Genomic DNA, 25,606 nt, shown 5'->3' with positions numbered 1-25,606 from the left:
ATCGGATACTTAGGCGCAGGAGGAGTACCTTGAATATACCGAACATGCTCACGATCAGCAGGTTTGTACTAATCCCCGTGTACCTCGTGCTTTTTTTTAATGGCTACATCCGAACCTCTTTCATCATTCTACTTGTAGCGGGATTAACGGATATTCTAGATGGTTACATCGCTAGAACACGTAAGATGATCACTCCGATGGGTGTCATGTTAGACCCGTTAGCAGATAAATGCATGATGATTGCGGTCATCCTCTCTCTCCTCATCTCAGAGATGATTCCTTGGCAGGCAGCAGTGGCTATGTTCATTCGTGATGCAGGTATGATTATTGGCTCCGCCTTTTTTCATTTCAGAGGCAAACTGACCGTTCCAGCGAATGTTATGGGGAAGCTAACGACGGTGCTCTACTATTTCGCCATCCTCTTTATTGTGTTTGAATTCACCTTTGGCATCACCTATTTATGGTACGTGATCGGGGTCTCTTTTTTGACATCATTCATCTATATTTTCCAGTTCCTTCTATTAAATCGTGGGGCTCGAGCTAAATAACAAGTATAATTAAATTGAAAAAAGAGCCTATGTAGGGGTCTGTGATACAGACCGTTACATAAGCTCCCCTTATATGAACCTTCACTTCTGCAGGATATGAAGGGACTTCCCTATTGTGGGTAATTTTCTTGTGTTTTATGACAAGTGTTTGAAAGGAGCAAGAACAACGATGTTAGATATTAATCAAATTCAAGAGATTATTCCTCACCGCCCGCCTTTCCTTCTGGTTGACCGTATTTTGGAGGTAGAAGAAGGGGTTAGAGCGGTAGGAATCAAAAACGTTACAATTAATGAACCTTTCTTCGCAGGGCATTTTCCTGGTTACCCGGTGATGCCGGGAGTTCTGATTGTGGAAGCTTTAGCGCAAGTTGGTGCTGTAGCTGTGTTGTCCATGCCTGAATATAAAGGCAAAATCGGCCTTTTCGCAGGTGCAGATGGTATTCGCTGGCGTCAACAAGTTGTGCCTGGCGATACGCTTACCTTAGAAATGACCATTACACGGGTAAAAGGAACCATTGTTAAAGGTCAAGCTGTAGCAAAAGTTGGCGATAAAGTGGTAGTTGAAGGTGAACTTATGTTCGCCCTTGCTAATAAATAGCCCATACATATAAAGGAGATGAACCTACGACGATGACGCGTGTGCAAACAGAGTATCAATTATGGCTCCAAGATCCAGCTGTCGATGAGCAAACGAAGCAAGAACTTCAAGCTATTCGGGAAGATGAGAAAGAAATCGAGGATCGCTTTTATAAAGATCTTGAATTTGGGACGGGCGGTCTCCGTGGGGTCATTGGCGCGGGTACCAATCGTATTAATGTATATACTGTGGGTCGTGCAAGCCAAGGCTTAGCCCAATATGTAAACGGGACAGGCGCGGTTAATCCAGCTATCGTTCTAGCTTATGATTCCCGTCATATGTCACCTGAGTTCGCATTGGAGTCCGCGCTAGTATTTGCGGGTAATGGGATTAAGGCGTATTTGTTCAAGACGTTGCATGCGACACCGCAGCTTTCTTTTGCCGTGAGATACTTAGGCGCAACAGCGGGGGTTGTTGTGACAGCGAGTCACAATCCGCCAGAATACAATGGCTATAAAGTGTACGGTGCAGACGGTGGTCAATTGGTGCCTGAATTCGCAGAGCAAGTCATTGACCACGTACAAAGTATCAATACTTTTGATAAAGTGAAGAAATTGTCTCAGCAGGAAGCAGAAGCGCAAGGGCTTCTCGTTTGGTTAGGCGAAGATGTCGATCAGGCTTACATCAAGGCTGTGACGGCTGTTAGTCAAAATCCAGACATTATTAAGGAAATCAGCGATGATTTCCGTGTGATTTTCACGCCACTGCATGGCGCAGGCAATATACCGGTCCGTGAGGTTTTGAAAGCTGTTGGCTTCGAACAAGTGCGTGTTGTTGCCGAACAAGAGTTGCCAGATGCACAGTTCTCAACGGTTAAATCGCCGAATCCGGAAGAGCGCGAAGCATTCACGCTAGCCATAGCACAAGCGAAGGATTGGAATGCCGATATCATTATCGGAACTGATCCGGATGCTGACCGTATGGGCGCTGTTGTGAAAGATCCGAATGGTGAATACGTCGTGTTATCGGGCAATCAATCCGGTGCGATCATTGTGAACTATTTATTGTCGAGCATGAAAGAACGTGGAACACTTCCAGCGAATGGTGTTGTGATCAAAACGATCGTAACAAGTGAGATGGGCGCAGTTATTGCGAATCATTATGGTATTCCAACATTGAATACCTTGACAGGCTTTAAGTATATCGGTGAAAAAATGTCGCAATTCGAGAAAACAGGTGAATACACGTACCTGTTCGGCTATGAAGAGAGCTATGGCTACTTAGCTGGCGATTATGCAAGAGATAAAGATGCTGTCATCGCAGCGATGTTAATCGCGGAAGCAGCGGCTTACTATAAGAAGCAAGGCAAAACCTTGTATGAGGTGCTGCAAGAGCTATACGAATCCTTTGGTTACTTTTTGGAAAAACTGGAATCAAGAACCCTTAAAGGGAAAGATGGCGTGGAGCAAATTGGCCGCATGGTGGAAGCGTGGAGGACGAATCCGCCAACCGAGATTAGTGGCACACGTGTAAGCTCCGTTGAAGACTATGCACAAGGGATTAATGGCTTACCTCGGGAGAACGTATTGAAGTTCAAACTGGAGGACGGTTCATGGTTCTGCTTACGTCCATCCGGTACGGAACCGAAAATTAAATTTTACTTTGCAGTCCAAGGAGCAACACGGCCTGAGGCTGCGCAGCAACTAGACGGTATCATTCAATACGTGCTTAATCGTATAGACGAATAACCTAATAGGTGTTACAAAACCTCTTCAGAACCTAAGTGAGGGATAGCTCGTCTAATTCATGGCTGGATACGTGTCTACCATGGATTGGGCGTATTCCCCGCGTTTGGGGGCGGAGAGGTTTTCGAGTGTATACGGGATTGGAAAGTAAAATGCTCTAAGGAGTGGACGAACTAGTGAATTTGTATCAAACCTGGAATAACCCGTTAAGAAATATGTTGTGGTGGATTGTGATTGTAGGGATGCTGTGTTCCTTGCCGCTCGCTTATACACGTCACCAAACGGAAACGTCGGCGAATCAAGTTGAATTCGTCTTCGACTATCGTGATTTATTAGATATTGCCGATGTGCAGACGAATCCTCAGAACTTTGTGAACACAGAGCTGAAGAACATGAAAGCCGCGGGCATTAGCTCTATGGCTGTCTACGAGAGTACATTAGCCGAGTTCAAGGAAAGCCGTCGTATTGAGATGTACAACTCTCGTGACGCGGCTATGCTGACCCAAACACTGGGGAACCCAAGCGAAAACTATACATATGTGCTGTTCGCGGATAACCAAACGCAACAGAAGTTAGAGCCGCTAATTCAGAAGACGTTTGCGGATCTGCAAGTAGGCGTGAAGCCGTGGAGCTTCAAGAATCGGAACGGACTTATCATTCAGATGAGCATGGATGACGCGAATATTAAGGCGATGGATCCAGATCCGATCACGATGCAAATGTTAAAGGAGCAAGGCTTCCAAATCGTCGTTAGGTTAGCGAATCGCAGGCCGTTCCATACGAACGAGATGGATATTTTGTTAAAGCAATTTCATAGTTATGGAGTTAAACGCATCATCGTGGACGGGAACGAAGTTCCTGGGTATACCGAAGAGGATACAGAAGTCAATTTGAATAAAATGGCGGATCTGCTTAATAAGTACGGCATTGGACTCGCAGCAATTGAGTTATTAAAGGAACCGCAAAAAGGGTTTAGTACGTTAGCGAAACAAACGAATTACAACGTTGTGCGTCTCCACTCTTTTACAGAGAAGGATGGCGAGAAACTGACAGAACCGCTGAAGAAAGCCGAGCTTGCAGATCGTGTGCAAGGCGTGTCAGATCGACTTGTATTAGCTGTGAAGGATCGCAATATCCGCATGGTGTTCCTGAATGCCAGACCAGTGAAAAGCTTAGATAAAGGCAAGCTTGTTGATCCACTTTCGTCCTATTATGCAGCCTTGCAGGGGAAAGATGGTGCCATTCCCCGTATCCAAGACGTAGGCTTTACGCTAGGACAGGCTGAGGCATTCGAGGTACAGACGACAGGGTGGCAGAAGATTGCTCGCTTCTTCTTGCTGTTAGGCGGATTAAGCTTAATCGTATGGATGATTTCGTTCTTCCTGCCTGAATTAACCATTGTTTTCTTCGTAGTTGGTTTACTTGGATTGGTTGCGCTGCACACGCTATCGGCGAATTTGTACGCGCAAGGCCTTGCCTTGGCGACGGCCATTAGTGCACCTAGCGTTGCCGTCATGCTGGCCATTCGATCAGTGCGATCGGGTGTTGCAGCGAAGTGGAAATCAGGACTCACTTATGGATTATGGCAACTGCTTCGAACATCGCTCATTTCTTGCTTAGGCATTGTTTATGTCGTTGCGTTGCTCAATCATGTGACCTATTCCTTGGTGCTGCAACAGTTCAGAGGGGTTGGGATGCTGCATTTGCTTCCAATTGCCATAGTTGGTGTGTATCTCTTATTCTTTAGTGAGAATAATACGTATAAGGAAAAGATCGCGAATATTCGCCAATTGCTTTCTTCCTATATAAGTGTGTTGTGGATTGTGATCGCAGGCGTAGGACTTGCAGCTGTTTACTACTACTTGTCCCGTACGGGGAATGAAGGACAAGCTTCTTCGATTGAGAAGTTATTCCGTTCTTTCTTGGAAAATACTTTAGGCGTGCGCCCACGAACGAAGGAGTTCCTGGTTGCTCATCCGATATTCGTATTGGGAGCTTACTTATCTGTTCGATATCGTCATGCGGTGTACTTGTTGTTCATTGGTGTCGTCGGCCAACTTTCCTTAGTGGATACGTTTGCTCATCTGCACACGCCGCTGCACATTTCCTTAATCCGTATTTTCTACGGACTTGTGCTAGGTGCAATCATCGGCTTAGTCCTCATTGCAGCTTGGGAAATACTCGCAAGGAGTTGGAAACGATGGGTACAGCCCCAATTGTCAAAATAGCGTTATCCGGCTACTACGGTTTCGATAATAGCGGGGATGAGGCTGTACTGCAGTCGATACTGTTCGCTTTGCAGGAGCAAAGTCAGGCACAGGGCATTCAGATTGAACCTATCGTGCTTTCAGCCAACCCAGAGAAAACGGCAGCCATGTACGGGGTGAAAGCTTATCATCGGATGAAGCCGGGTCCGCTGCTAAAGGCGCTGCGTGAATCGAACGGCTTGATTAGTGGTGGCGGCAGTCTACTGCAAGATGCCACAAGTTCGAAGACGATTCCGTATTACTTGGCTGTGTTAAAAATAGCGCAATGGCTCGGGAAGCCAACGTTTATTTATTCGCAAGGCATCGGGCCGGTGAACCGGCCGATGTTCTTTGGCTGGATCCGCAGCGTGTTTAAGCGCTGCGCCTTCGTATCGGTCCGCGACACGGAGTCCGCGGACTTGCTGGGTACGATGCGCCTCCCGCGGGAGCGCATCACGGTCGTGCCTGACCCGGTGATGGGCTTGCCCCTCCGGGACGGTGTTGCTGCCGCGGCGGACGGCAGCGTTAGTGCGGTGCGGACGATCGGCGTGTCCGTCCGCTTCTGGAACGAGGACCGCTCCGAGCTGGAAGCTCTCGCGCGGTCACTGCAAGAGCTGCTCGCAGCCCGCACGGATGTGCGGCTGCGGTTCTTGCCCTTCCACCTCCCCTCGGATGAGGTGGCATCGCAGTTCGTGATCGACCGCTTGGGCGATCACAAGAGCAGGGCGGAGATGGTGCGTGGCATCACGCATCCGCAGGATATGCTCGCGCAGGTCGCGGGGTGCGACCTGCTGATCGGAATGAGGCTGCATTCTTTGATCTATGCAGCCTCGCAATACGTGCCTATGGTGGGGATCTCGTACGATCCGAAGATCGACCAGTTCCTCCATAGGCTTGGTATGAAAGCTGCCGCATCGACAGCTCGCTTCGATGCTTCGGCCTTTGCCGAGGAGGCGCTGGGCCTCCTCGATGGTCGCGAGCAGTGGGCGGCTGCTTCGCGCGCCGCCATCGAGCAGCTGAAGGCGCAAGCCCAGCTGCCCGCGCAGCGGATTGTTTCTTTTTATAAGAGGAGTGGAAGTTGATTAGTTCGACTTTCCTATTAATTACAACTTATTGCTAATTAGCAACCAAAACGTAACCTACAACGTCAATAATAAGGAAGAGATAAGATGAGCTCTACTTCTGTTACCAATCAGCCAGGAACACTGGCCACTTTGCAAGCTGTACCGAAAGTGCGCATTTACGGTGTGCCTATCTCCAAAATGAGCATGAAACAAACCGTCGATTACTTATCGAAAGTCATCGAGCTGAGAAAGCCGCATCAGGTTATTACGGCTAATCCAATCATGGTGATGGCTGCGCAGGATGATCCTTCTTATCTGAAGATGATGCAGCGCGCAGAGTTAATCGTTCCAGATGGAACGGGTGTTGTTTGGGCAGCTAATCACGTGGGTCAACCTGTGGCAGAAAGAGTGCCTGGCTACGATTTAATCCACGAACTCATGAAGGTCGGGGAGAAGAAAGCGTGGAAGGTTTACCTTTTAGGGGCATCAAATGAAGTGATACAAGCAGCGGCTGAGAAAATTCGTACGACGTATCCCAAGGTGAACCTGGTGGGTGTAAGAGATGGCTACTTCGGCGATACCGAGGATGCGCAAGTGATCCAAGCGATTAAGGATGCTGAACCTGACCTACTTCTAGTAGGTAGAGCGGCAGCTAACCAAGAGCCTTGGATCGGGAAATACAAAGAACAATTGGGTGTGCCAGTCATGATGGGAGTTGGCGGAAGTTTTGATGTGCTTTCGGGTAAACTAAAGCGAGCACCACTTTTTTTTCAAAAACTACGTCTGGAATGGTTTTACCGCCTTCTTCAGGAGCCGTGGCGCTATAAAAGAATGCTTCTACTCCCGAAATTCGCAGTGAAAGTGATGCGCGACAAAGAGAACGTCACAAAACCATGAAAATATCTTTGAAAATTGGCTGAAAACGGTCATTTCAGATGAATTTAGCAGTAGTATTTGTGACGGAATGGGAGTATAATTCATTTCGGCGGAGACCTGCCACCCATGATAAGAGGAGCTGTGAAGAAGACATGTATGGATTATATGCGATAGGGTTTATTGCTGCGTGCGTTATGGCGTTGTTGCTGACACCCCTGGTCAAAAAATTTGCCTTCTGGGTAGGAGCTGTTGATGCCCCCAACCATCGGAAGGTACATACGCGAATTATGCCGCGTCTAGGAGGATTAGCGATTTTCCTTGCGTTCGTCGGAGCTTATTTCGTCGTCTCTCCAGCACTTGATGCCGTGAACTCGGATGCTGCTTTTGGACTTCTGCTCGGAGGCTTTGTGATTGTTGTCACAGGTGCTCTGGATGATCGCTTTCAATTATCTCCCAAATGGAAGCTTTTAGGACAGCTTATCGCTGCCTGTATCGTTGTTTCTTTTGGACTCAAAATAGATTTGGTCAATATTCCGTTTGGTGAAACTAACTTGCCAATTGGTTGGTTGAGTATCCCGATTACGATCGTATGGATTGTTGGTGTATCCAATGCAGTTAACTTGATTGATGGCCTAGATGGCTTGTCGGCAGGTGTGTCGGGTATTGCAACAACTACAATTCTCATTCTTGCTTTAATGATGGGGAATGTCACCGTAATTTTACTTTGTGTGATTTTGCTAGGAAGTATTTCAGGCTTTATGTTCTTTAATTTCCATCCGGCCAAAATCTTCATGGGCGACTCCGGCGCCTTGTTCCTGGGCTTCGCCCTTGCGACACTATCGATTCTCGGCTTCAAACAAGCTGCTGTTGTTTCACTGTTAATTCCGATTATGATTCTAGGCGTGCCCTTATCTGATACATTCTTCGCAATGCTTCGCCGTTATGTGAATAAACTGCCGATCTCGGCACCGGACAAAAGCCACTTGCATCACTGCTTATTGCAAATGGGCTTCAGCCATCGTACAAGCGTCCTGATCATCTATGGAATTGCTGCTATTTTCGGTGGCAGCGCGGTTGTTTGCTCGGTATTTATTTCCCAGGATTCCACATGGGGACTTATTATGATCATCGTTGCGCTCTTTCTTGTTATGCTGGTTGGAGCAGAGGCTATCGGTATTATTAGCAAAAGCCGCAAGCCTGTGATCAACTTCCTGCAAAAACTAGTTGGTAAGCAAGTACAGAGCGATCGTGTAGGTAAATAACTTCCCAATGATAGCAAGTATGTAATCCAGCCTTTGAGGCTGGATTTTTTGTATTTATAAGGAAAAACCTTTCTTTCTCTAAACATTTACCTGCAATCAACCGATAAGTAATATACAGTAACTTGTAACTTTTGGCGATTAGCCGCGTCTAATCATGTAGAATGATAGAAGAATTTGGGAGGGATTGTCGAAATCTAGTAAGTGATGATTGATAGGTGGTACATTCCGTCCCCACATAACAGCTAATAACATTTAGATTACATAAGGAGGAACTTGTTTTGAAACGATTACGGACCAAATTAGCAAGCATACTGTTGATCATGTCATTGATGATTAGTTTAATGCCTGCGATGACAGCGAGTGCAGCTTCAACGCTAGTTATCAAAAATTTATACACGGATACGGATAATGCCGGCACATCCTTGGCAAAGCCGAAGGATAACAATTTAGTTACCCGAATTACGCAATTGCCTTTCACATTAAATGTAGAAACGACCAATGTAACAGATTCGCAGATTCCATCTATCTATTTCGAGATTACGAATATGAATTCAGGCGCAGTTTCAACAGAGAAGAACAATAAAGCAGTCATTACTGGTACGAATCTTGTGAAATTTGATAATATCCAGTTAACAGAAGGTTTGAATAAAGTCGTCGTTTATCTAGGGGATTCCAATGCAATTGCTTCTGCACCAGGTTGGTTATACTACGCTCCAACAACCAATTTATCCGATATTACGGTAAATAACGCTCAATTGGAAGAAGGAAAGATCTATCCGGTCGACCGTGGTCCTTTGAAAGCTGGGACAACAGGTATTCAAATTAAAACGAAGGCATCCAATGCTAGTGCTGTTCAAGCTACATTAACTGGCGATAGTCTGCCTAAACAAGGCTTCAAAAGTAATGATGGATACTTCTATTTTACTGGGGATGACAAGAACAAATCTGCATCAACTTGTGCATCTGTTACCAGTTTCTGTTTGAATCCAGGAGACAACATCATTAATTTCATTGCGAGCAATGATACGAATAAATATCAAGTAGTCAAGAAGCTTTGGTACGATAATGGTCAACCGTTTGCTTTTAACGGGAAAATACAAGATACAGCAGCGACACTGCCTCAAAAAGATTTAATTACGATTCCAACATTCCAAACAAGTGCTTTGACTTTTACAGCTAGTGTAAAAAGCGATTTAGAAGCATCGGGGTCCTTACGATACCGCTATGTAGAAGTGGCAGTTAACGGATCTTCGGTTGCTACAATCGATTTAGGCGGAGCTGATGGGACGAACACAGTATCACTAGTTACCTATTCGGCTGCTACTAATCCTTCATTGTCACGAAGCAATGAGTATTTAGTGAAAGATTTGAAGATTGCGATACCTACTTTTACTTCTTTAGCCGCGAATGAGCAGCGTCTAACATTTACTTTTAGAGATGTTACGAATAGCCTAATTCCAGCCATAACAGAATATAAATTTAAATATGTTGATCCTAGTCATCCTTACATCGATAGATCAACTATAAGTAATGGAACAATTGAAAATGAACTTAGCCTAAGTGATGCAACGCTAGTCAATGAGCTTCCGGCTGATATTCATGTGTATGCAAATAGCGAAACCCGCTCAATCAGGGCTTTAGTTGATGGGGTTTATTACCCTAATGCAGATCCTATTGTAGGAACATGGGATAATGTAGCCCAATTATTTAAGTATGATCTTAAACTTCAAGGCATAACGGATGGCAACAAAAAATTGAGTATTGAGCTCTATAGTGACACTGCGGGAGCAACAACAAAATATAGCACGGTTGAATATAAGTTGAACATAAGTAACGCTCCTTATGTTCTGGTTAATAATATCTCTAACAGCATGACGATCAAGAATATCAAGAACCTAACATGTGGAGCAACAGAAGCATGTATTTCGGGTAGACTTGTTAACTTCTATCAAGATCCAGTAACTGCCCCCGCGGTACCTGTTAATAAGGTGGAAGTGTCTATGAATGAAAGTGTTTATACACTTGATTCTAGGACTGTTGAAGCGATATTTGGAAAAGTCCCTTCTACACCAACAGTTCCAGGGACATTGAATACATTCACCTTACCTTTGACTTTATTTAATGCTGATCTCACGAAGGTAATGGTTGAAGGCAAAAATACGTTGAAGTTCAAAATTTACGTCAATAATGTCTTTATCACTGAGCAGTCCTATGATATCTATTTATTCTCAACAGACGCTCCACAATTTACGGCTATTAAACCAGTGGAAAGTGGTACTTCAGGAATTCAGTTTATCTCAAACAGCAATCCAGATACTTATACGACTACACAGCGTACTGTATCATTTGACGGGTTATATTCAAGTCTAGATGCGAATGGCTTGGCATCACCAATTAAAGCTTTAACGCTGGTTGTGCATACGAAGGATGCTAAGGGAGATGCGCTGGTTTTTCAGCAAACGATTGGTAGTTCCAGCTCGATTAATGTTATTGATCAAACGCTGAATTCACAATCTGTGACTTCCGCAGGCACTAATTATTTTACATCGATTAGCAGTACAGACTTTAAAACAACAGCTTTTAAATTGTTGGATGACTCAGATGTTGTTTTCGAGTTTAGAATCACCAACAATTCCAATATCACAGCAACGAAGTCTATTACTATTACAAGACAGAATGTTCCTTACACGGTTGTCCAACCCCTCTTGATTAAGAATCCTAAAGGGGAGTTGCAGTCCAACATTAATAGTGATTTTTACAATATCATTATTGAAGCTGAGAACGCTGAGAGTGTTTTATTCGATAAAAATGAAGCAACCAAACGTACAGTGAATTCTGTGGATCAATATTTATATCAAGTCACGAATTTGAAGCCTGGTGCAAATCAAATTAAGTTTACGATTAATCGTAACGGGGCTAAGGTGAATGGTAGTTTTATTCTTTTCAATACCAATACCAATGTTCAAGGTGCAGCTACGCTTCAAAATATGAATACGAAGTTTAAACTCTTTAATAGTGGTCTACAACTATCTTTCCCTAAAGACACTAAACTAATGAGAAATGCTCCCGATAGCAATAACAATCAATATATTACAACAGGGCGTAAGATATTGTTTGGTATCGCGGATACAGATGATGGCCGAGTAGATAAAGCATTATTTCCTGTACCGAATGGATACTATAAATCCAAGATTAATGTCAAAGTTGTAGAAGATACCTTCCATCCAGCAAGTAATCTCTACTATATGGACGCAGGTTTCATTCCAGCACCTAACTCAACTACGACAACGCCTGAAGATTTAACTAAAGGACTTAACGGCACTGGTGTTGATCCATATGACACTACGAACTCAGGAAGAGCCTATTTTAACCGTCTAAATGATGAGATCGTTGTACCTACGCAAGATGGAGAACTGACATTACAGTTTGATCAGTCCATCCGTCAAGATGCTGGCAAGTACATTACTGTATTCTTCTATGATATTTATGCGAACTATTCAAATACAACAGACTATGGCTGGAAGAACCTCGGCGGCGTTGTAGATAACAAAAACAACACGATCACAGTGCCATTCCGGAAGTTCGGGTACTATCAAGTCATGTACATGGATCGCAGCTTCGATGATATGACGGGGCACTCATTCGCAAGAACTGAGCTCGAGACACTGTACTCCAAAGGATTAATGAGAGCAAAAACTACGTTCTCATTTGGCCCAAATGATTACATTACACGTGGCGAATTTGCTCAAGTATTAGTCAAAATTTTTAAACTTCCTATGAACTATGCTGGTAACTCAACTTTCTCCGATGTTCTGAAAATTGATAACGCAATTGGTATGCTTTACGACTATAAGTACATCGAGACAGCTGCAAGAGCCGGTATTATCCGTGGTCAGGCGAGTAACCGGTTTAATCCCGGAGGATCCATTACGCGTCAAGATGCTGCTGTAATGATCGCTAGAGCCGCTGAGATGAAAATGAACACTGATCTTGCTAAATCTCTCACTACGTTGCAAAAAGCGTTCACAGATGGAGATCGGATTGAGTCCTATTCCAGACCTGCTGTTGAGGCTGTGTCCAAAGCGGGGCTCATTGAAGGCATTCCGAATGCATTGCTTCCAGGAGAGAAGAAAGAAACAGTGCGATTTGACCCAACTGAGCTGCTAACACGTGCCCAAGCATCCATAATCGGATATCGTGTTATGAAACAACAGAAGATGGTTCCATAAAGGAAGCATTAGTCTAACAGCCCCATCACTTATTAGGTGATGGGGCTGTTTTTTTGATGCATTATAGGAATGCAGCGAGAGACACACATTTGGAAAATACTTATCAATGAAATGTAGTATAGAGTGTCGTATACTAAGTTTGTAGCCGAGGTGATAGACGCGAAGCTACACGAAAGCGAATCAGAGCTCATTGAGCGAGTAGATTCAAAAGTCGCCCCGTTGGTTATAAGTTTTTATAACAAAAAAACTTTAAAATATTAGGAGGAAATACCCTTTATGAAGAAAACTCTATCTGTAGTTCTTACGTCCGCAATGGCTTTCTCCATGTTTTCAGCTGTAGCTTTTGGTAAAACATCTGCTGATTTCACGGATTTGAAAGACCTTGACGCAGCAACAAAAGCAAAGTTTGACGCGATGATCTCCGCTGAAATCTTTGATGGCGTAAGCGACACAACGTTTGGTCTTAAAGAAGAAATGAACCGCGCGCAATTTGCTAAAGTAGCAGCTTTGATTATGGGTCTTGAAGTAAATAAAGATCTTAAAACATCCAGCTTTACTGACGTTAGTGTAACCGACCCAGCGAATGGTTATGCACTTCCTTACATCGAAGCTTTGAAAACAGCTAACGTAACTGATGGTTATGCAGAAGGCCAATACAACCCAGCTGGTAAAGTAACGAAAGAACAACTAGCTACTTTCTTGGTTCGTGTACTTGGTAAAGACGCAGAAGCAAAAGCATTGACTGGCACAGATAAAACAGTTTCCGGTTGGGCACAAGGTTATGTAGCTGAAGCACTTGCATTAAAAGTTCTTTCCAACAATGCTGATGGCACGTTCGGTGGTATCACAAATGCAACTCGTGATCTTCTTGTAACTGGTGCATACGAAGCGAAACAACAATACGTACCAGCTGGTCAAGTTTCTTTAACTGAAGCAAAAGCTACTGGCGTTCAACAAGTAACAGTAAAATTCAACAAACCAGTTGATACTACTAAAGCAGTAGTTGCTCTAACAAAAGGAACAGCTAACGTTGCAACAACAGCTAAATTTGCAGATGATAAGAAATCAGTTGTTCTGACTTTGACTAACGTTAAAGTAACAGAAGGTAACTACACAGCAACTCTTACTGGTTTAGATGCAGCTAATGTAGCTAAAGGTACAGCAACATTTACAGCTGAAAATGAAAAAGTATCGAAACTAAGTTTTGTAAACGCAAGTGATGTAGTTCCACAAGTAAAAGACTTCGTAATTCAGCTTAAAGCTGAGAATCAATACGGTGAAAATGCTACATTAAATGGTGGTAACTACTCAGTATTCGGTTATACAGGCACAATTACGCGTAACGCGGATAATGGTTACCTTGAGCTTAAAGTTGATACTAGTGACGCATCCAAATATCCAACTGAAATTGGTGTATTACCAATCACAGTTAGCTTGAATCAATCTGCTGTAACAGTATCCAAAACGTTTAAAATTGGTACTGAACAACGCGTTTCTAAAGTTGAGTTAGGGACTGCAACATACGAGAACGGTAAAACGGCACTATCAAGTGAAGGCGATCAAGTAACTTATGACATCACAAGATATGATCAATACGGTTATAAAGTAGTAGCAGATGCTGCCGCATCAATTATGCCTGTTATTACACCTACTGACATGAATATTCTTGACAAAAAAGTTGAAGACAACAAAGTAGTAGTTACAGTAGCAGCTGGTAAAAAAGTAGATAAAACGAGTGATTATACAGTAACTTACTATGAGGGTGGAGCTTCTGCAACAGCAAAAGTATCGCTAAAAGCTGGTTCAGTACCAACTAAAATAGAGTTTGGCACTTATAACGGAGTAGTTGCTGAAGGCGACACAAATGCGAAATACATTCCAATTACAGCGTATGATGCTGATGGAAAAGCTTTGTCTGCACAAGATATCGTTGACAATGCAGGTAGCATTAACTTCACAATTTCTGGTGCAACAGTAGCTACTGGTACGGATGTAACTTCAAACGGTATTGTAAAATACGGCGAAAACAAAGGTAAGTTGAAACTAAGCTCTATTCAAGCAAAAGAGAGAGGTGTCGTATACTTATACATGTCCATCTACAATGCTAATGTACAAACACAAGCACAACTTCCGTTGACTGTAGTTGCTGCACGTACACCAGAGAGCGTAGTGCTATCAGGTAGCGAGCCAACAACAAAAGCTCTAGTAAATGCTACAACAACATTTAAAGTTCTTGTAAAAGATCAATATGGTGAAACGCTTGATGCAGTTCCGACAGGTTACGAAGTAAACGTAAACGTAGACGGAACAACTGCAGGGGTTACTGTGGATTCCGTAGCACAAGCAGCTGGTAATAACTTCAAAACTGACCTAAAAGGTAAGCTGAATGACAAAGAGATCAAGCTCACTGCAGCTTCCCTAGGCAAAACAACTGTTAAAGTAGGAATTACAAAAGGTGGAGAAGAAGTAGCGCCAGCCTTGAAAAGAACTGTAGAAGTTGTAGAAAACGCAGATCTAACTTACAAAGCAAAAGCAATCTCAGACGTATTCGCAATCACAACTAATGAACTTGCGAAAACTGGTGATTTTGCAAAAGGTTCAGTAAGTAAATTTGCTAAAGCTGTAGATGTTACAGTAACAGATAAAGCAGGCAATACAGTTGCTGTACCGAGTGAACTTAAAGCAGTGAAAACAGCTTACACATCTGATTCTAATATTGCTACAGTGACAACTGACGGTAAAGTATTAGGGCAACGTGTTGGTACTGCAACAATTACTGCCGTGATTTACAAAGCAAATGGTGAAACGCAAGACTTCACTTACACAGTAAATGTAAAAGCTGATGCACCAACTGTTGCAACATTAACAGCTGACGCAAACGCTACTTACAGTTCGACTAAAGATGTAGCACAAATGTTGAATGTAAAAGCGGTTGATAATTATGGCACAGAGTACAAATATACAGATGGCGGCGTAAATGAAGTAACGGCTTACCAAGGTTTTCTAGGGGTACAATATATTATCTCTGATGTTCAAGGTGGCGGTACTGTAAAATACGATCCAAGCACTGATAAAATCACTACAACTGGAACTGTTAATGAATTTGTTGTAAAAACAATTGCATCTAATGGTAAAACAACTACAACACTAGTAACAAAATAATTAAATAACATTGATATCAAAAAGGAGACCGGTAACGGTCTCTTTTTGTTTTTATGTAGTACTAATAGATCTGAAGGGACGATTTTGGTACTGGTAGCATTCAGCAATCTTTCAGGTAACTTTTAAGTTCTATTAAGCTTCTATTCAAATCTTTTTTACAATCTAGGATTACAATTTAATTAAGTAGTCTGGATGTGGACGACGGTGACGACCATGTTTGGAAAATACTTAGCAATGAAAAATCGCATATATTATCGTATACTCAGTTTGCAGGAAATAATGATATACGAAATTATACACGAAAGATATTGCAGATTTAATAGAAAGTGTTACATCAATTTAGTTATAAGTTTATAACAAAAACTTAAAATATTAGGAGGAAATACCCCTTATGAAGAAAACATTATCAGTAGTTCTTACTTCCGCAATGGCTTTTTCCATGTTCTCAGCTGTCGCTTTTGGTAAAACATCGGCTGACTTCACTGATTTGAAAGATCTTGATGCTGCAACACAAACGAAATTTGATGCTATGATCTCTGCTGGTATCTTTGATGGCGTAAGTGACACAACGTTTGGTCTTAAAGAAGAAATGAACCGTGCTCAATTCGCTAAAGTAGCAGCTTTAATTATGGGTCTAGATGTAAATAAAGATCTTACAACTTCAAGCTTTACTGATGTTAGTGTAACCGACGCGGCAAATGGTTATGCACTTCCTTACATCGAAGCTTTGAAAAATGCTAATGTAACTGACGGTTATGCAGAAGGTCAATACAACCCAGCAGGTAAAGTTACAAAAGAACAATTAGCTACTTTCTTGGTGCGTGTTCTTGGTAAAGACGCTGAAGCAAAAGGTTTAACTGGCACAGATGCGACAGTTTCTGGTTGGGCACAAGGCTATGTTGCAGAGGCGCTTTCACTGAAACTTCTTTCCAACAATGCAGACGGCACATTCGGTGGTATCACGAATGCAACTCGTGATCTTCTTGTAACTGGTGCATACGAAGCTAAGCAACAATACGTACCAGCCGGCCAAGTTTCAGTGACTGAAGCGAAAGCTACTGGCATACAACAAGTAACAGTAACATTCAACAAACCAGTTGATACTGCGAAAGCGACAGTTGCTTTGACAAAAGGTAGTACTAGCGTTGCAACAACTGCTAAATTTGCAGATGATAAGAAATCAGTTGTTCTAACTTTGACGGATGTTAAAGTATCAGAGGGCGAATATACAGCAACACTTTCTGGTCTTGATGCAAGCAGTGTAGCGAAAGCTACGGCAACATTTACAGCTGAAAATGAAAAAGTATCAAAACTAAGTTTTGTAAATGCAAGTGATGTAGTTCCACAAGTGAAAGATTTCGTAATTCAACTGAAAGCTGAGAACCAATATGGTGAGAATGCGACATTAAATGGTGGTAACTACTCAGTATTCGGCTACACAGGTTCAGTTACGCGTAACACAGATAATGGTTACCTTGAGCTTAAAGTAGATACAAGCGACACATCTAGATATCCTACTGAAATTGGTGTTTTACCAATCACAGTTAGCTTGAACCAATCTGCTGTATCGGTATCCAAAACGTTTAAAATTGGTACTGAACAACGTGTTTCTAAAGTTGAGCTAGGAACTGCAACGTACGAAAACGGTAAAACAGCTCTATCAAGTGAAGGCGATAAAGCAACTTATGATATCACAAGATATGATCAATACGGTTATAAAGTAGTAGCGGATGCATCTGCATCAATTATGCCTGTTATTACACCGACTGACATGAATATTCTTGACAAAAAAGTTGAAGATAACAAAGTAGTAATTACAGTAGCAACTGGTAAAAAAGTTGATAAAACAGCTGATTACACATTAACTTACTACGAAGGCGGCGCTTCTGCGACGGCTACAGTATCTCTGAAAGCAGGAGCTGTACCAACTAAACTAGAATTCGGCACTTATAACGGAGTTGTTGCTGATGGGGATACTAGTGCGAAATACATTCCAATCGTAGCATATGACACTGAAGGTAATGCTCTATCCACACAAGATATTGTTGACAATGCAGGCAGCATTAACTTTACGGTTTCTGGTGCAACAGTAGCGACAGGTACAGATGTAACTTCGAATGGTATTGTAAAATATGGTGAAAACAAGGGTAAACTAAAACTAAGCTCGATCGAAGCAAAAGAGAGAGGCGTCGTATACCTGTACATGTCGATCTACAATGCTAATGTACAAACTCAAGCGCAACTTCCATTGACTGTGGTTGCTGCTCGTACTCCAGAGAGCGTACTGTTAACAGGTGATGAGCCAACAACAAAAGCATTGGTGAATGCTACAACAACATTTAAAGTTCTAGTAAAAGATCAATATGGTGAAACGCTTGATACAGTTCCTACAGGCTACGAAGTAAACGTAAATGTAGATGGAGCAACTGCTGGTGTGACTGTGGATTCCGTAGCACAAGCAGCTGGAGATAACTTCAAGACTGATCTAAAAGGAAAGCTCAATGACAAAGAAATTACATTCACAGCAGCTTCCTTGGGTAAAACTACAGTTAAAGTAGTACTTACAAAAGGTGGGCAAGAAGTAGCGCCTGCGTTGAAAAGAACTGTCGAAGTTGTAGAAAACTCTGATCTAGTCTATAAAGCAAAAGCTGTATCAGATGTATTCGCAATCACAACAAATGAACTAGCAAAAACAGGTGACTTTGCAAATGGTTCAGTAAGTAAATTTGCAAAATCATTAGGTGTTACTATAACAGATAAATCGGGTAACACAGTTGCTGTGCCAAGTGATCTTAAAGCAGTGAAAACAGCTTATACAACTGATTCTAACATTGCTACCGTTACGACAGATGGTAAAGTATTAGGCCAACGCGTTGGTACTGCGACAGTTACTGCTGTTGTATATAAAGCAAATGGAGAAACAGAAGATTTCACTTACACAGTAAATGTTAAAGCAGACGCGCCGACTGTAGCGACATTAACAGCTGATGCAAGTGCAACATATAGTTCAACTGAAGATGCTGCTCAAATGTTGAATGTAAAAGCTGTTGATAACTATGGCACAGAATACAAATATACAGATGGCGGTGTAAATGAAGTTAAGGCATACCAAGACTTCTTAGGGGTACAATATATTATCTCTGATGTTCAAGGTGGCGGAACTGTAGTATACAACCCTAGCACTGATAAAATAACAATTAGTGGAACTGTTAATGAGTTTGTTGTAAAAACAATCGCATCTAATGGTAAAACAACAAGCACTGTAGTGTCGAACTAATAATTAATAAAAAAGAGTCATCTTTGGGAATATCCCGAGGATGGCTCTTTTTGTTTCATTCATTATAGAAGGTGAGGTGATTTTAAAATATTTTTAATTTATTTCGTAGTAAACGCAACTTTTTAAGATTATATGCGTTTAATACTTTGAAAACAAAATGATGTGTATAAAATAAAAAAAACTTTACGGAGCTATTCGACCATTGTATAATGTGAATTGGTATGAATGGATATTATCGCGAAATTACTAGTTTCTAAAGTAGCCAATAGAGCTACTAATGAACTTAGTTATAGTTTTTGCTCTAACTCTGGAAAGGAGGTGAACCAAAAATGAGTACATCGAGCTCAAAAAATGATGGTTTTAAAGAAAAAAATTATACAGATATTCAAGGAGGAGAAAAAAAGGTTATGAAAAAAAGTTTATCCGTAGTTCTAACAGCAGCAATGGCATTATCCATGTTTTCTTCCGTAGCATTCGGTAAAACATCCGCTGATTTCACAGATCTTAAAGATCTTGACGCAGCTACAAAAGCAAAATTTGACGCTCTTATCAGCGCTGGTATTTTCGATGGCGTGAGCGAATCAACTTTCGGTTTGAAAGAAGAAATGAACCGTGCTCAATTTGCGAAAGTTGCAGCTTTGATCACAGGTATCGAAGTTAACAAAGACCTTAAAACTTCCAGCTTCTCCGATGTTAAAGCTGATGACGCAGCTAACGGCTACGCGCTTCCTTTCATCGAAGCTTTGAAAACTGCTGGTATCACTGATGGTTACGGTGAAGGCACTTACAACCCAGCTGGTAAAGTAACAAAAGAACAACTTGCTACTTTCTTGGTTCGCGTTCTTGGTAAAGATGCTGATGCTAAAGGCAAAACAGGTACTGATACAACAGTAACTAATTGGGCACAAGGTTATGTAGCACTTGCACTTGAATTGAAACTTCTCTCCAATGGAGCAGACGGTAAATTCGGTGGTACATCCAACGCGACTCGCGATCTTCTTTTGACTGGTGCTTACGAAGCGAAAGCTCAATACGTATCCCCAGGTAAAGTATCCGTTTCCGAGGCGAAACCTACTGGCGTACAACAAGTAACTGTTTCTTTCAACAAACCAGTTGACGATACTAAAGCTAAAGTTGCTTTGACAAAAGGTAGCCTAGCAGTAGCAACAACTGCAAAATTTGCAGATGACAAGAAGTCCGTAGTATTGACTTTGACAAGTGTAAAACTTACTGAAGGTAGCTACACAGCTACACTATCCGGTCTTGATGCAGCTAATGTTGACAAAACGACTGCAACATTCACAGCTGAAAACGAAAAAGTTACTAAACTTAGCTTCGTTAACGCTAGTGACAAGATTCCACAAGCAGCTAACCTTGTTCTTTCAATTAAAGCTGAAAACCAATATGGTGAGAATGCTACTTTGAACGGTGGTAACTACTCCGTATTCCCTTCAACTTCTGGCGCATTGACTCGTAATGCTGACACAGGCTACCTTGATTTGAAAGTAGACACGCATGACGCAACATTATATCCAACTGAAATTGGCGTTCTACCAGTTACAGTAAGTTTGAATCAATCTGCTGTTTCTGTATCCAAAACGTTTAAAATTGGAACAAAACAGCTAGTATCCAAAGTTGAGCTTAAAGATGCAGTTTATACAAATGGTAAAACTGCGCTATCTTCAGAAGGCGACCAAGCTACATTCGATATCACAAGATATGACCAATATGGTTTCAAAATGGTAGACGATGCTTCAACAACAATCACTCCTGTTATCACACCAACTGACATGAATATCCTAGATAAAAAAGTTGAAGATAACAAGTTGAAAGTTACAGTTGCTGCAGGTAAAAAAGTGGATAAAACTGCTGATTACACTGTAACGTATTATGATACAGGTGCTTCAGCAACTGGAAAACTATCCTTGAAAGCAGCAAGCGTGCCTACTAAATTAGAATTTGGTACTTTCACTGGAACAATTGCAGATGGTGATACAGCTGATAAATTTATTCCTATCGTAGCTTACGATGCTGAAGGTAAACAACTTTCCACACAAGATATTGTTGATAATTCCGATAGCATTAGCTTCACAGTTTCCGGCGCATCTGTTGGTACTGGTCCAGATGTAACTTCTAAAGGTATTGTTAAGTATGGTGAGAACAAAGGTAAATTGAAAATTAACAATGTAGTTGCAAAAGAGAGAGGTGTAGTTTACCTCTACATGTCAATCTACAATGCTAACATTCAAACGCAAGCTCAATTACCATTAACGGTTGTAGCTGCTCGTACACCTGAAAGCGTAGTTCTTTCTGGAACAACTGAACCAGCTAAAAAAGCATTGAATGGTGCAAGTACAACTTACAAAGTACTAGTAAAAGACCAGTACGGTGAGAACCTAGACACAACAACATCTGGTTATACAGTTAAAGCTAATATCGAAGGCGCTACTTCTGCAATCACAATTGGTGGTGTAGATATTCATGATGGGGATACTTATACTGACCTTAAAGGTAAAGTGAATGATAAAGAGATTAAGTTTACTGCGAACTCCACGTTAGGTAAAACTACTCTTAAATTTACGATTACTAAAAACGTTGGTGGTGCAGAAATTTCTACTCCGTTCAAGAGAACTGTAGAAGTAATCGAGAATAAAGATTTGACTTACTCCGCTAACACGCTTTCCGATTTGTTTGCTATTCAAACAAATGACAAAGCAAAATCAACTACTAGCGACTCTTCTGTTGGAAGTAAAAGTAAGTTTGCTAAAGCTGTAGGTGTCACAGTTAAAGATAAAGCTGGCGATACTGTTGCAGTTACAGATGCTTTGAAAGAAGTTAAGACAGCTTATGTTGTAGATTCTAATATTGCAACTGTAACACCTGCTGGTAAAGTGCTTGGTCAAAGAGTAGGTACAACTACTGTTACTGCTGTTGTTTACAAAGCAAACGGCGAAACACAAGACTTCACATACACTGTAAATGTAAAAGCTGATTTACCTGTAGTTGCAACATTGACTGCTGATGCGAACGCGCCATACAGTTCAACAAAAGATATCGAACAATTTATTAATGCTAAAGTTGTTGACAACTATGGTGTTGAGTACAAATATGTAGTTGGAACTGGTGGAGCAGCAGATGTAAACTACATCAACTATTACAACGATTTCTTCGGTGTTCAGTACATTATCTCTAATGTTCAAGGCGGAGGTACTGCTAAAGTAGTTAATGGTAAAGTTGTACTTACTGGAACTGTTAACGAGTTTGTATTGAAAGCTATTTCCAGCAATGGTAAAACTACTACAACTCTTGTAACTGTACCTGCATCTTAAGAGCTGTGGTATAGTATAAGAACAGAGAGAGACCCTTCGGGGTCTCTTTTCTTATTCATTCAAACGGAGGAACGCCAAATGAACAAACAGAAAAAGCTCCTACTTCTGAGTGCTTGCAGTTTTATAGTTTTAACATTTTCGTCGACTTCCCAAGCCGAAGCCCCATCTCCAGGAACAACCGACCCGTTGATCACGCAGAGCTATTTCGTGCAAAACACCTTAAGCGAAGCAAGGGTGAAGGAAATTGTGGCCTCCGCGATCGCAGCGAATGCTGGCGGGAGCAACGGAGGCACGAGCACTACCCCTACGGCAGCGGCGAATATGAAGGTTGTCCAATTGGCAAATGGACAAACGTTGTATGCTGGCGCTGGCTCTGAATTTATCGTGCGAAGCGGCAAGGTGTTAGCAGTGAGCAACGATGAGAACGGCATCCCGGATGTCACGGGAGGCAAAGATCTGCCAGCGGGGACGGAAGTCGCGCTGAATCATCTTTTGATTTTCCCGACCGAGGGCCGCGGCATCAAGCCTTCGCCAAAAAATGACACGACCATTTATGTCATGGTACGTGGTGCATATTTGATTTTAAATGCGGATGGAAGTAAAGTTTCGCAATAAATGTTTACTCCATAATTTTACCCAAAATGACAACTTCTTATTCGTTTCAGCAAGCCGATTCTAGCCATACTATTAGCGTACCCCATAGATCGGGTAGCTGCTTATCGAGTGCATGATCTGAACTAAAACTCTTAGGGAGGCGTTTGGCTATGGCTAGAAGTAAAGTGGTTCCGGAATCGAAAAAGGCGTTAGATATCTTAAAATACGAAATTGCATCTGAGTTAGGTCTCCCAGTAGGTTATTCGATGTCAGCTCATGCTGATACTGAATTTGCTGGTGAGCTTGGCTCTATCCCTTCAGCTCCCACGAAAAAAGACTACTGGGGCCATATCACGTCTAGAGATAACGGGGCCGTTGGTGGCCGCATGACACAGCGTCTGATTCAAAGAGCAGAAGAAACCTTATTTACATTGTAAGAGGTATTATTCTTTTTATTATTGTAATGAGAAAGAGGTCGGCTATAGGCTGACCTCTTTCTTCAAATTGAGGAGATTACGAAAATTATCGAATGCTGTAGTTTCATATAAAGAGTATTATAGATATTAGCTGTGAAAAAAAAGTGAAGCGTACCTTAAAGTAAACTTAATAAGAAAATTGCTTAGTTTTGAAATTATAAATTGACAATACACGACAAATAAAGTAGGATGGTTAATTGAAGGTCAATATTCAATTTAACCTTTTCCTATAGGGGAAGGTTCATTTTAATGTTGTCTTTATTCATGTATTGTCTTTATTCATGTATTGTCTTTATTTATGTGTTATCCATTTGTAACAGTGCGGAATTCAAAGATCTTGTCAGCGCATGAGCGCAAAAGAGGGATTCCGTTTGGCGAGAAAAGCTCCGCTAAAGCCGGGCCCACTTTTTTTATCATAGAGGCATCGAGTAGAAGCTTTTCAAACATACTAATTGTAATGTAGGAGGATGAATAATATGGTTCAAGTTCGTGGACGTCGTTTATTTACATCCGAATCCGTAACAGAAGGTCATCCAGATAAAATTTGTGACCAAATTTCTGACTCGGTTTTGGATGCATTTCTAGCTAATGATCCGAATGCTCGTGTAGCATGTGAGGTATCTGTAGCAACTGGTTTGGTTTTGGTAATTGGTGAAATCACTTCGAAGTCTGAATATGTTGATATTCAAGCTATTGCAAGACAAACAATTAAAGAAATTGGTTATACACGTGCGAAATTTGGTTTTGACTCCCAAACATGTGCGGTTCTCGTTTCGTTGAACGAGCAATCCCCTGACATTGCACAAGGTGTTGACAGAGCTCTTGAAGCAAGAGAAGGTTCTATGTCTGATGAAGAAATCGAAGCAATTGGAGCTGGTGACCAAGGTTTAATGTTTGGTTTCGCAGTTAACGAAACACCTGAACTTATGCCTCTTCCAATTTCAATTTCTCACCAGTTGGCTCGTCGTTTGACTGAAGTTCGCAAAAATGGGACTCTTCCATACCTGCGTCCAGACGGTAAAACACAAGTAACGGTTGAATACATCGATGATAAACCAGTTCGTGTAGATGCAATTGTTGTATCCACACAGCATGATGAGAACACAACTTTGGAGCAAATCCAAAAAGATATTAAAGAACATGTTATCCTTCCAATCGTTCCAGCTCACTTGTTGGATGAGAAGACGAATTACTTCATTAACCCAACTGGACGCTTCGTTATTGGCGGACCTCAAGGGGATGCAGGTCTTACAGGTCGTAAAATTATCGTTGATACGTACGGTGGTTATGCTCGTCATGGCGGCGGCGCGTTCTCCGGTAAAGATCCGACAAAAGTTGACCGTTCTGGCGCATACGCGGCGCGTTACGTTGCGAAGAATATCGTAGCAGCTGGTCTTGCTGAGAAATGTGAAGTTCAATTGGCTTATGCTATTGGTGTTGCTCGCCCTGTATCTATTGCTGTAGATACATTTGGTACGGCTAAAGTGAGTGAAGAGAAGCTAGTTGAGCTGATCCACAATAACTTTGACCTTCGCCCAGCGGGTATCATTAAAGAGCTTGATCTTCGTCGTCCGATCTACCGTCAAACTGCGGCTTATGGTCACTTTGGCCGTAACGATCTAGATGTTCCTTGGGAGCGTACAGATAAAGCTGAGTCGTTGAAAGCACAAGCATTAGAGCTTAAGCATTAATATAGAGAGGTCGTCCTTTATAGGGCGGCTTTTTTGTTGTGCATTTCGCCAAGTAATAATTTGCTACAGTAAATATTATTGTATTCTTTTGCTAATATATGTGGTATAATATGTATATGTCATCTGATGCTAATTCATAGGGAATTATGTTATGATGAATATTAGATAAGTTCTGTTTTATTAGAAGAGAAGGGAGAGCGATGTATTGGAAAACGAATTGAAAGACGCACTTACCGCTATACTTAAGGCAGAATTATCACCACTACTTGTTGGAATTAATTCTCGATTAGATGGAATTGATACTCGATTAGATGGCATTGACACAAGACTAGACAGACTAGAATTAGAACAATCCCAAATCAAACAAGCCGTGCTGGAAACGAATGAAATTGTGAAGCGTTTGGAAAATGTGCAAGAGCAACAACACAGGATTATTGAGCTCCTTTCAGCGCGTTCGATTGAACAAGAAGCCAAACTTAAAAAGATCATATAAATATCACATATAAGCATCTCAAGCAGAGAGCAGACCC

15 protein-coding genes are annotated in these 25,606 nt (G+C 41.9%); all 15 read left to right on the top strand.

From position 1 onward, the window contains the following. Positions 1 to 29 precede the first annotated feature (29 nt). The 15 genes from AC58PV_RS27155 to AC58PV_RS27085 all read left to right on the top strand — a co-directional run bounded on the left by AC58PV_RS27155 (position 30) and on the right by AC58PV_RS27085 (position 25,569). Positions 30 to 548 (top strand): CDP-alcohol phosphatidyltransferase family protein, encoded by a 519-nt coding sequence (locus tag AC58PV_RS27155; protein ID WP_497435809.1) that lies wholly within the window; start codon positions 30 to 32, stop codon positions 546 to 548. 169 nt (positions 549 to 717) lie between these two features. Continuing rightward, positions 718 to 1,146, top strand: a complete 429-nt coding sequence (fabZ, locus tag AC58PV_RS27150; RefSeq protein WP_029195635.1) for a 3-hydroxyacyl-ACP dehydratase FabZ — start codon at positions 718 to 720, stop codon at positions 1,144 to 1,146. A gap of 32 nt (positions 1,147 to 1,178) precedes the next feature. Further along, on the top strand, positions 1,179 to 2,873 hold the full coding sequence (locus tag AC58PV_RS27145) for a phospho-sugar mutase (protein ID WP_497435807.1): 1,695 nt from the start codon (positions 1,179 to 1,181) through the stop codon (positions 2,871 to 2,873). 173 nt (positions 2,874 to 3,046) lie between these two features. Continuing rightward, positions 3,047 to 5,098: a DUF5693 family protein gene (locus AC58PV_RS27140; protein ID WP_497435804.1), complete on the top strand. Its 2,052-nt coding sequence runs from the start codon at positions 3,047 to 3,049 to the stop codon at positions 5,096 to 5,098. Continuing rightward, entirely contained in the window at positions 5,071 to 6,198 is a 1,128-nt protein-coding gene (gene csaB, locus AC58PV_RS27135; RefSeq protein ID WP_497435802.1) for a polysaccharide pyruvyl transferase CsaB, read from the top strand. The genes AC58PV_RS27140 and csaB overlap by 28 nt, the downstream gene beginning before the upstream one ends. Before the next feature lie 87 nt (positions 6,199 to 6,285). Then, positions 6,286 to 7,077, top strand: coding sequence for a WecB/TagA/CpsF family glycosyltransferase (locus AC58PV_RS27130; RefSeq protein WP_497435800.1), 792 nt, complete (start codon positions 6,286 to 6,288; stop codon positions 7,075 to 7,077). Between the two features lie 131 nt (positions 7,078 to 7,208). Further along, positions 7,209 to 8,318 carry a glycosyltransferase family 4 protein gene (locus tag AC58PV_RS27125; protein ID WP_068669550.1) on the top strand — a complete coding sequence of 370 codons (1,110 nt, stop codon included), beginning with the start codon at positions 7,209 to 7,211 and terminating at the stop codon, positions 8,316 to 8,318. A gap of 278 nt (positions 8,319 to 8,596) precedes the next feature. Continuing rightward, positions 8,597 to 12,547 carry an S-layer homology domain-containing protein gene (locus AC58PV_RS27120; RefSeq protein WP_497435797.1) on the top strand — a complete coding sequence of 1,317 codons (3,951 nt, stop codon included), beginning with the start codon at positions 8,597 to 8,599 and terminating at the stop codon, positions 12,545 to 12,547. A 276-nt stretch (positions 12,548 to 12,823) separates the two neighbouring features. After that, positions 12,824 to 15,709 carry an S-layer homology domain-containing protein gene (locus AC58PV_RS27115; protein ID WP_497435795.1) on the top strand — a complete coding sequence of 962 codons (2,886 nt, stop codon included), beginning with the start codon at positions 12,824 to 12,826 and terminating at the stop codon, positions 15,707 to 15,709. Positions 15,710 to 16,100: 391 nt separating this feature from the next. Then, complete coding sequence (locus tag AC58PV_RS27110) at positions 16,101 to 18,986, top strand: S-layer homology domain-containing protein (RefSeq protein WP_497435793.1); 2,886 nt, start codon at positions 16,101 to 16,103, stop codon at positions 18,984 to 18,986. 329 nt (positions 18,987 to 19,315) lie between these two features. Further along, entirely contained in the window at positions 19,316 to 22,315 is a 3,000-nt protein-coding gene (locus AC58PV_RS27105; protein ID WP_497435792.1) for an S-layer homology domain-containing protein, read from the top strand. Between the two features lie 78 nt (positions 22,316 to 22,393). Continuing rightward, complete coding sequence (locus AC58PV_RS27100; protein WP_497435790.1) at positions 22,394 to 22,930, top strand: hypothetical protein; 537 nt, start codon at positions 22,394 to 22,396, stop codon at positions 22,928 to 22,930. A 149-nt stretch (positions 22,931 to 23,079) separates the two neighbouring features. Next, positions 23,080 to 23,346: an alpha/beta-type small acid-soluble spore protein gene (locus tag AC58PV_RS27095; protein ID WP_497435789.1), complete on the top strand. Its 267-nt coding sequence runs from the start codon at positions 23,080 to 23,082 to the stop codon at positions 23,344 to 23,346. A 515-nt stretch (positions 23,347 to 23,861) separates the two neighbouring features. Further along, positions 23,862 to 25,076, top strand: coding sequence for a methionine adenosyltransferase (gene metK, locus AC58PV_RS27090; RefSeq protein ID WP_497435787.1), 1,215 nt, complete (start codon positions 23,862 to 23,864; stop codon positions 25,074 to 25,076). 205 nt (positions 25,077 to 25,281) lie between these two features. Beyond that, positions 25,282 to 25,569, top strand: coding sequence for a hypothetical protein (locus tag AC58PV_RS27085; RefSeq protein WP_497435786.1), 288 nt, complete (start codon positions 25,282 to 25,284; stop codon positions 25,567 to 25,569). Positions 25,570 to 25,606: the final 37 nt, after the last annotated feature.

The organism is Paenibacillus sp. J22FR83 (assembly GCF_059691955.1).
The sequence above is the reverse complement of the archived record's forward strand: the minus strand, read 5'-3'. Positions and strand labels throughout refer to the sequence as shown.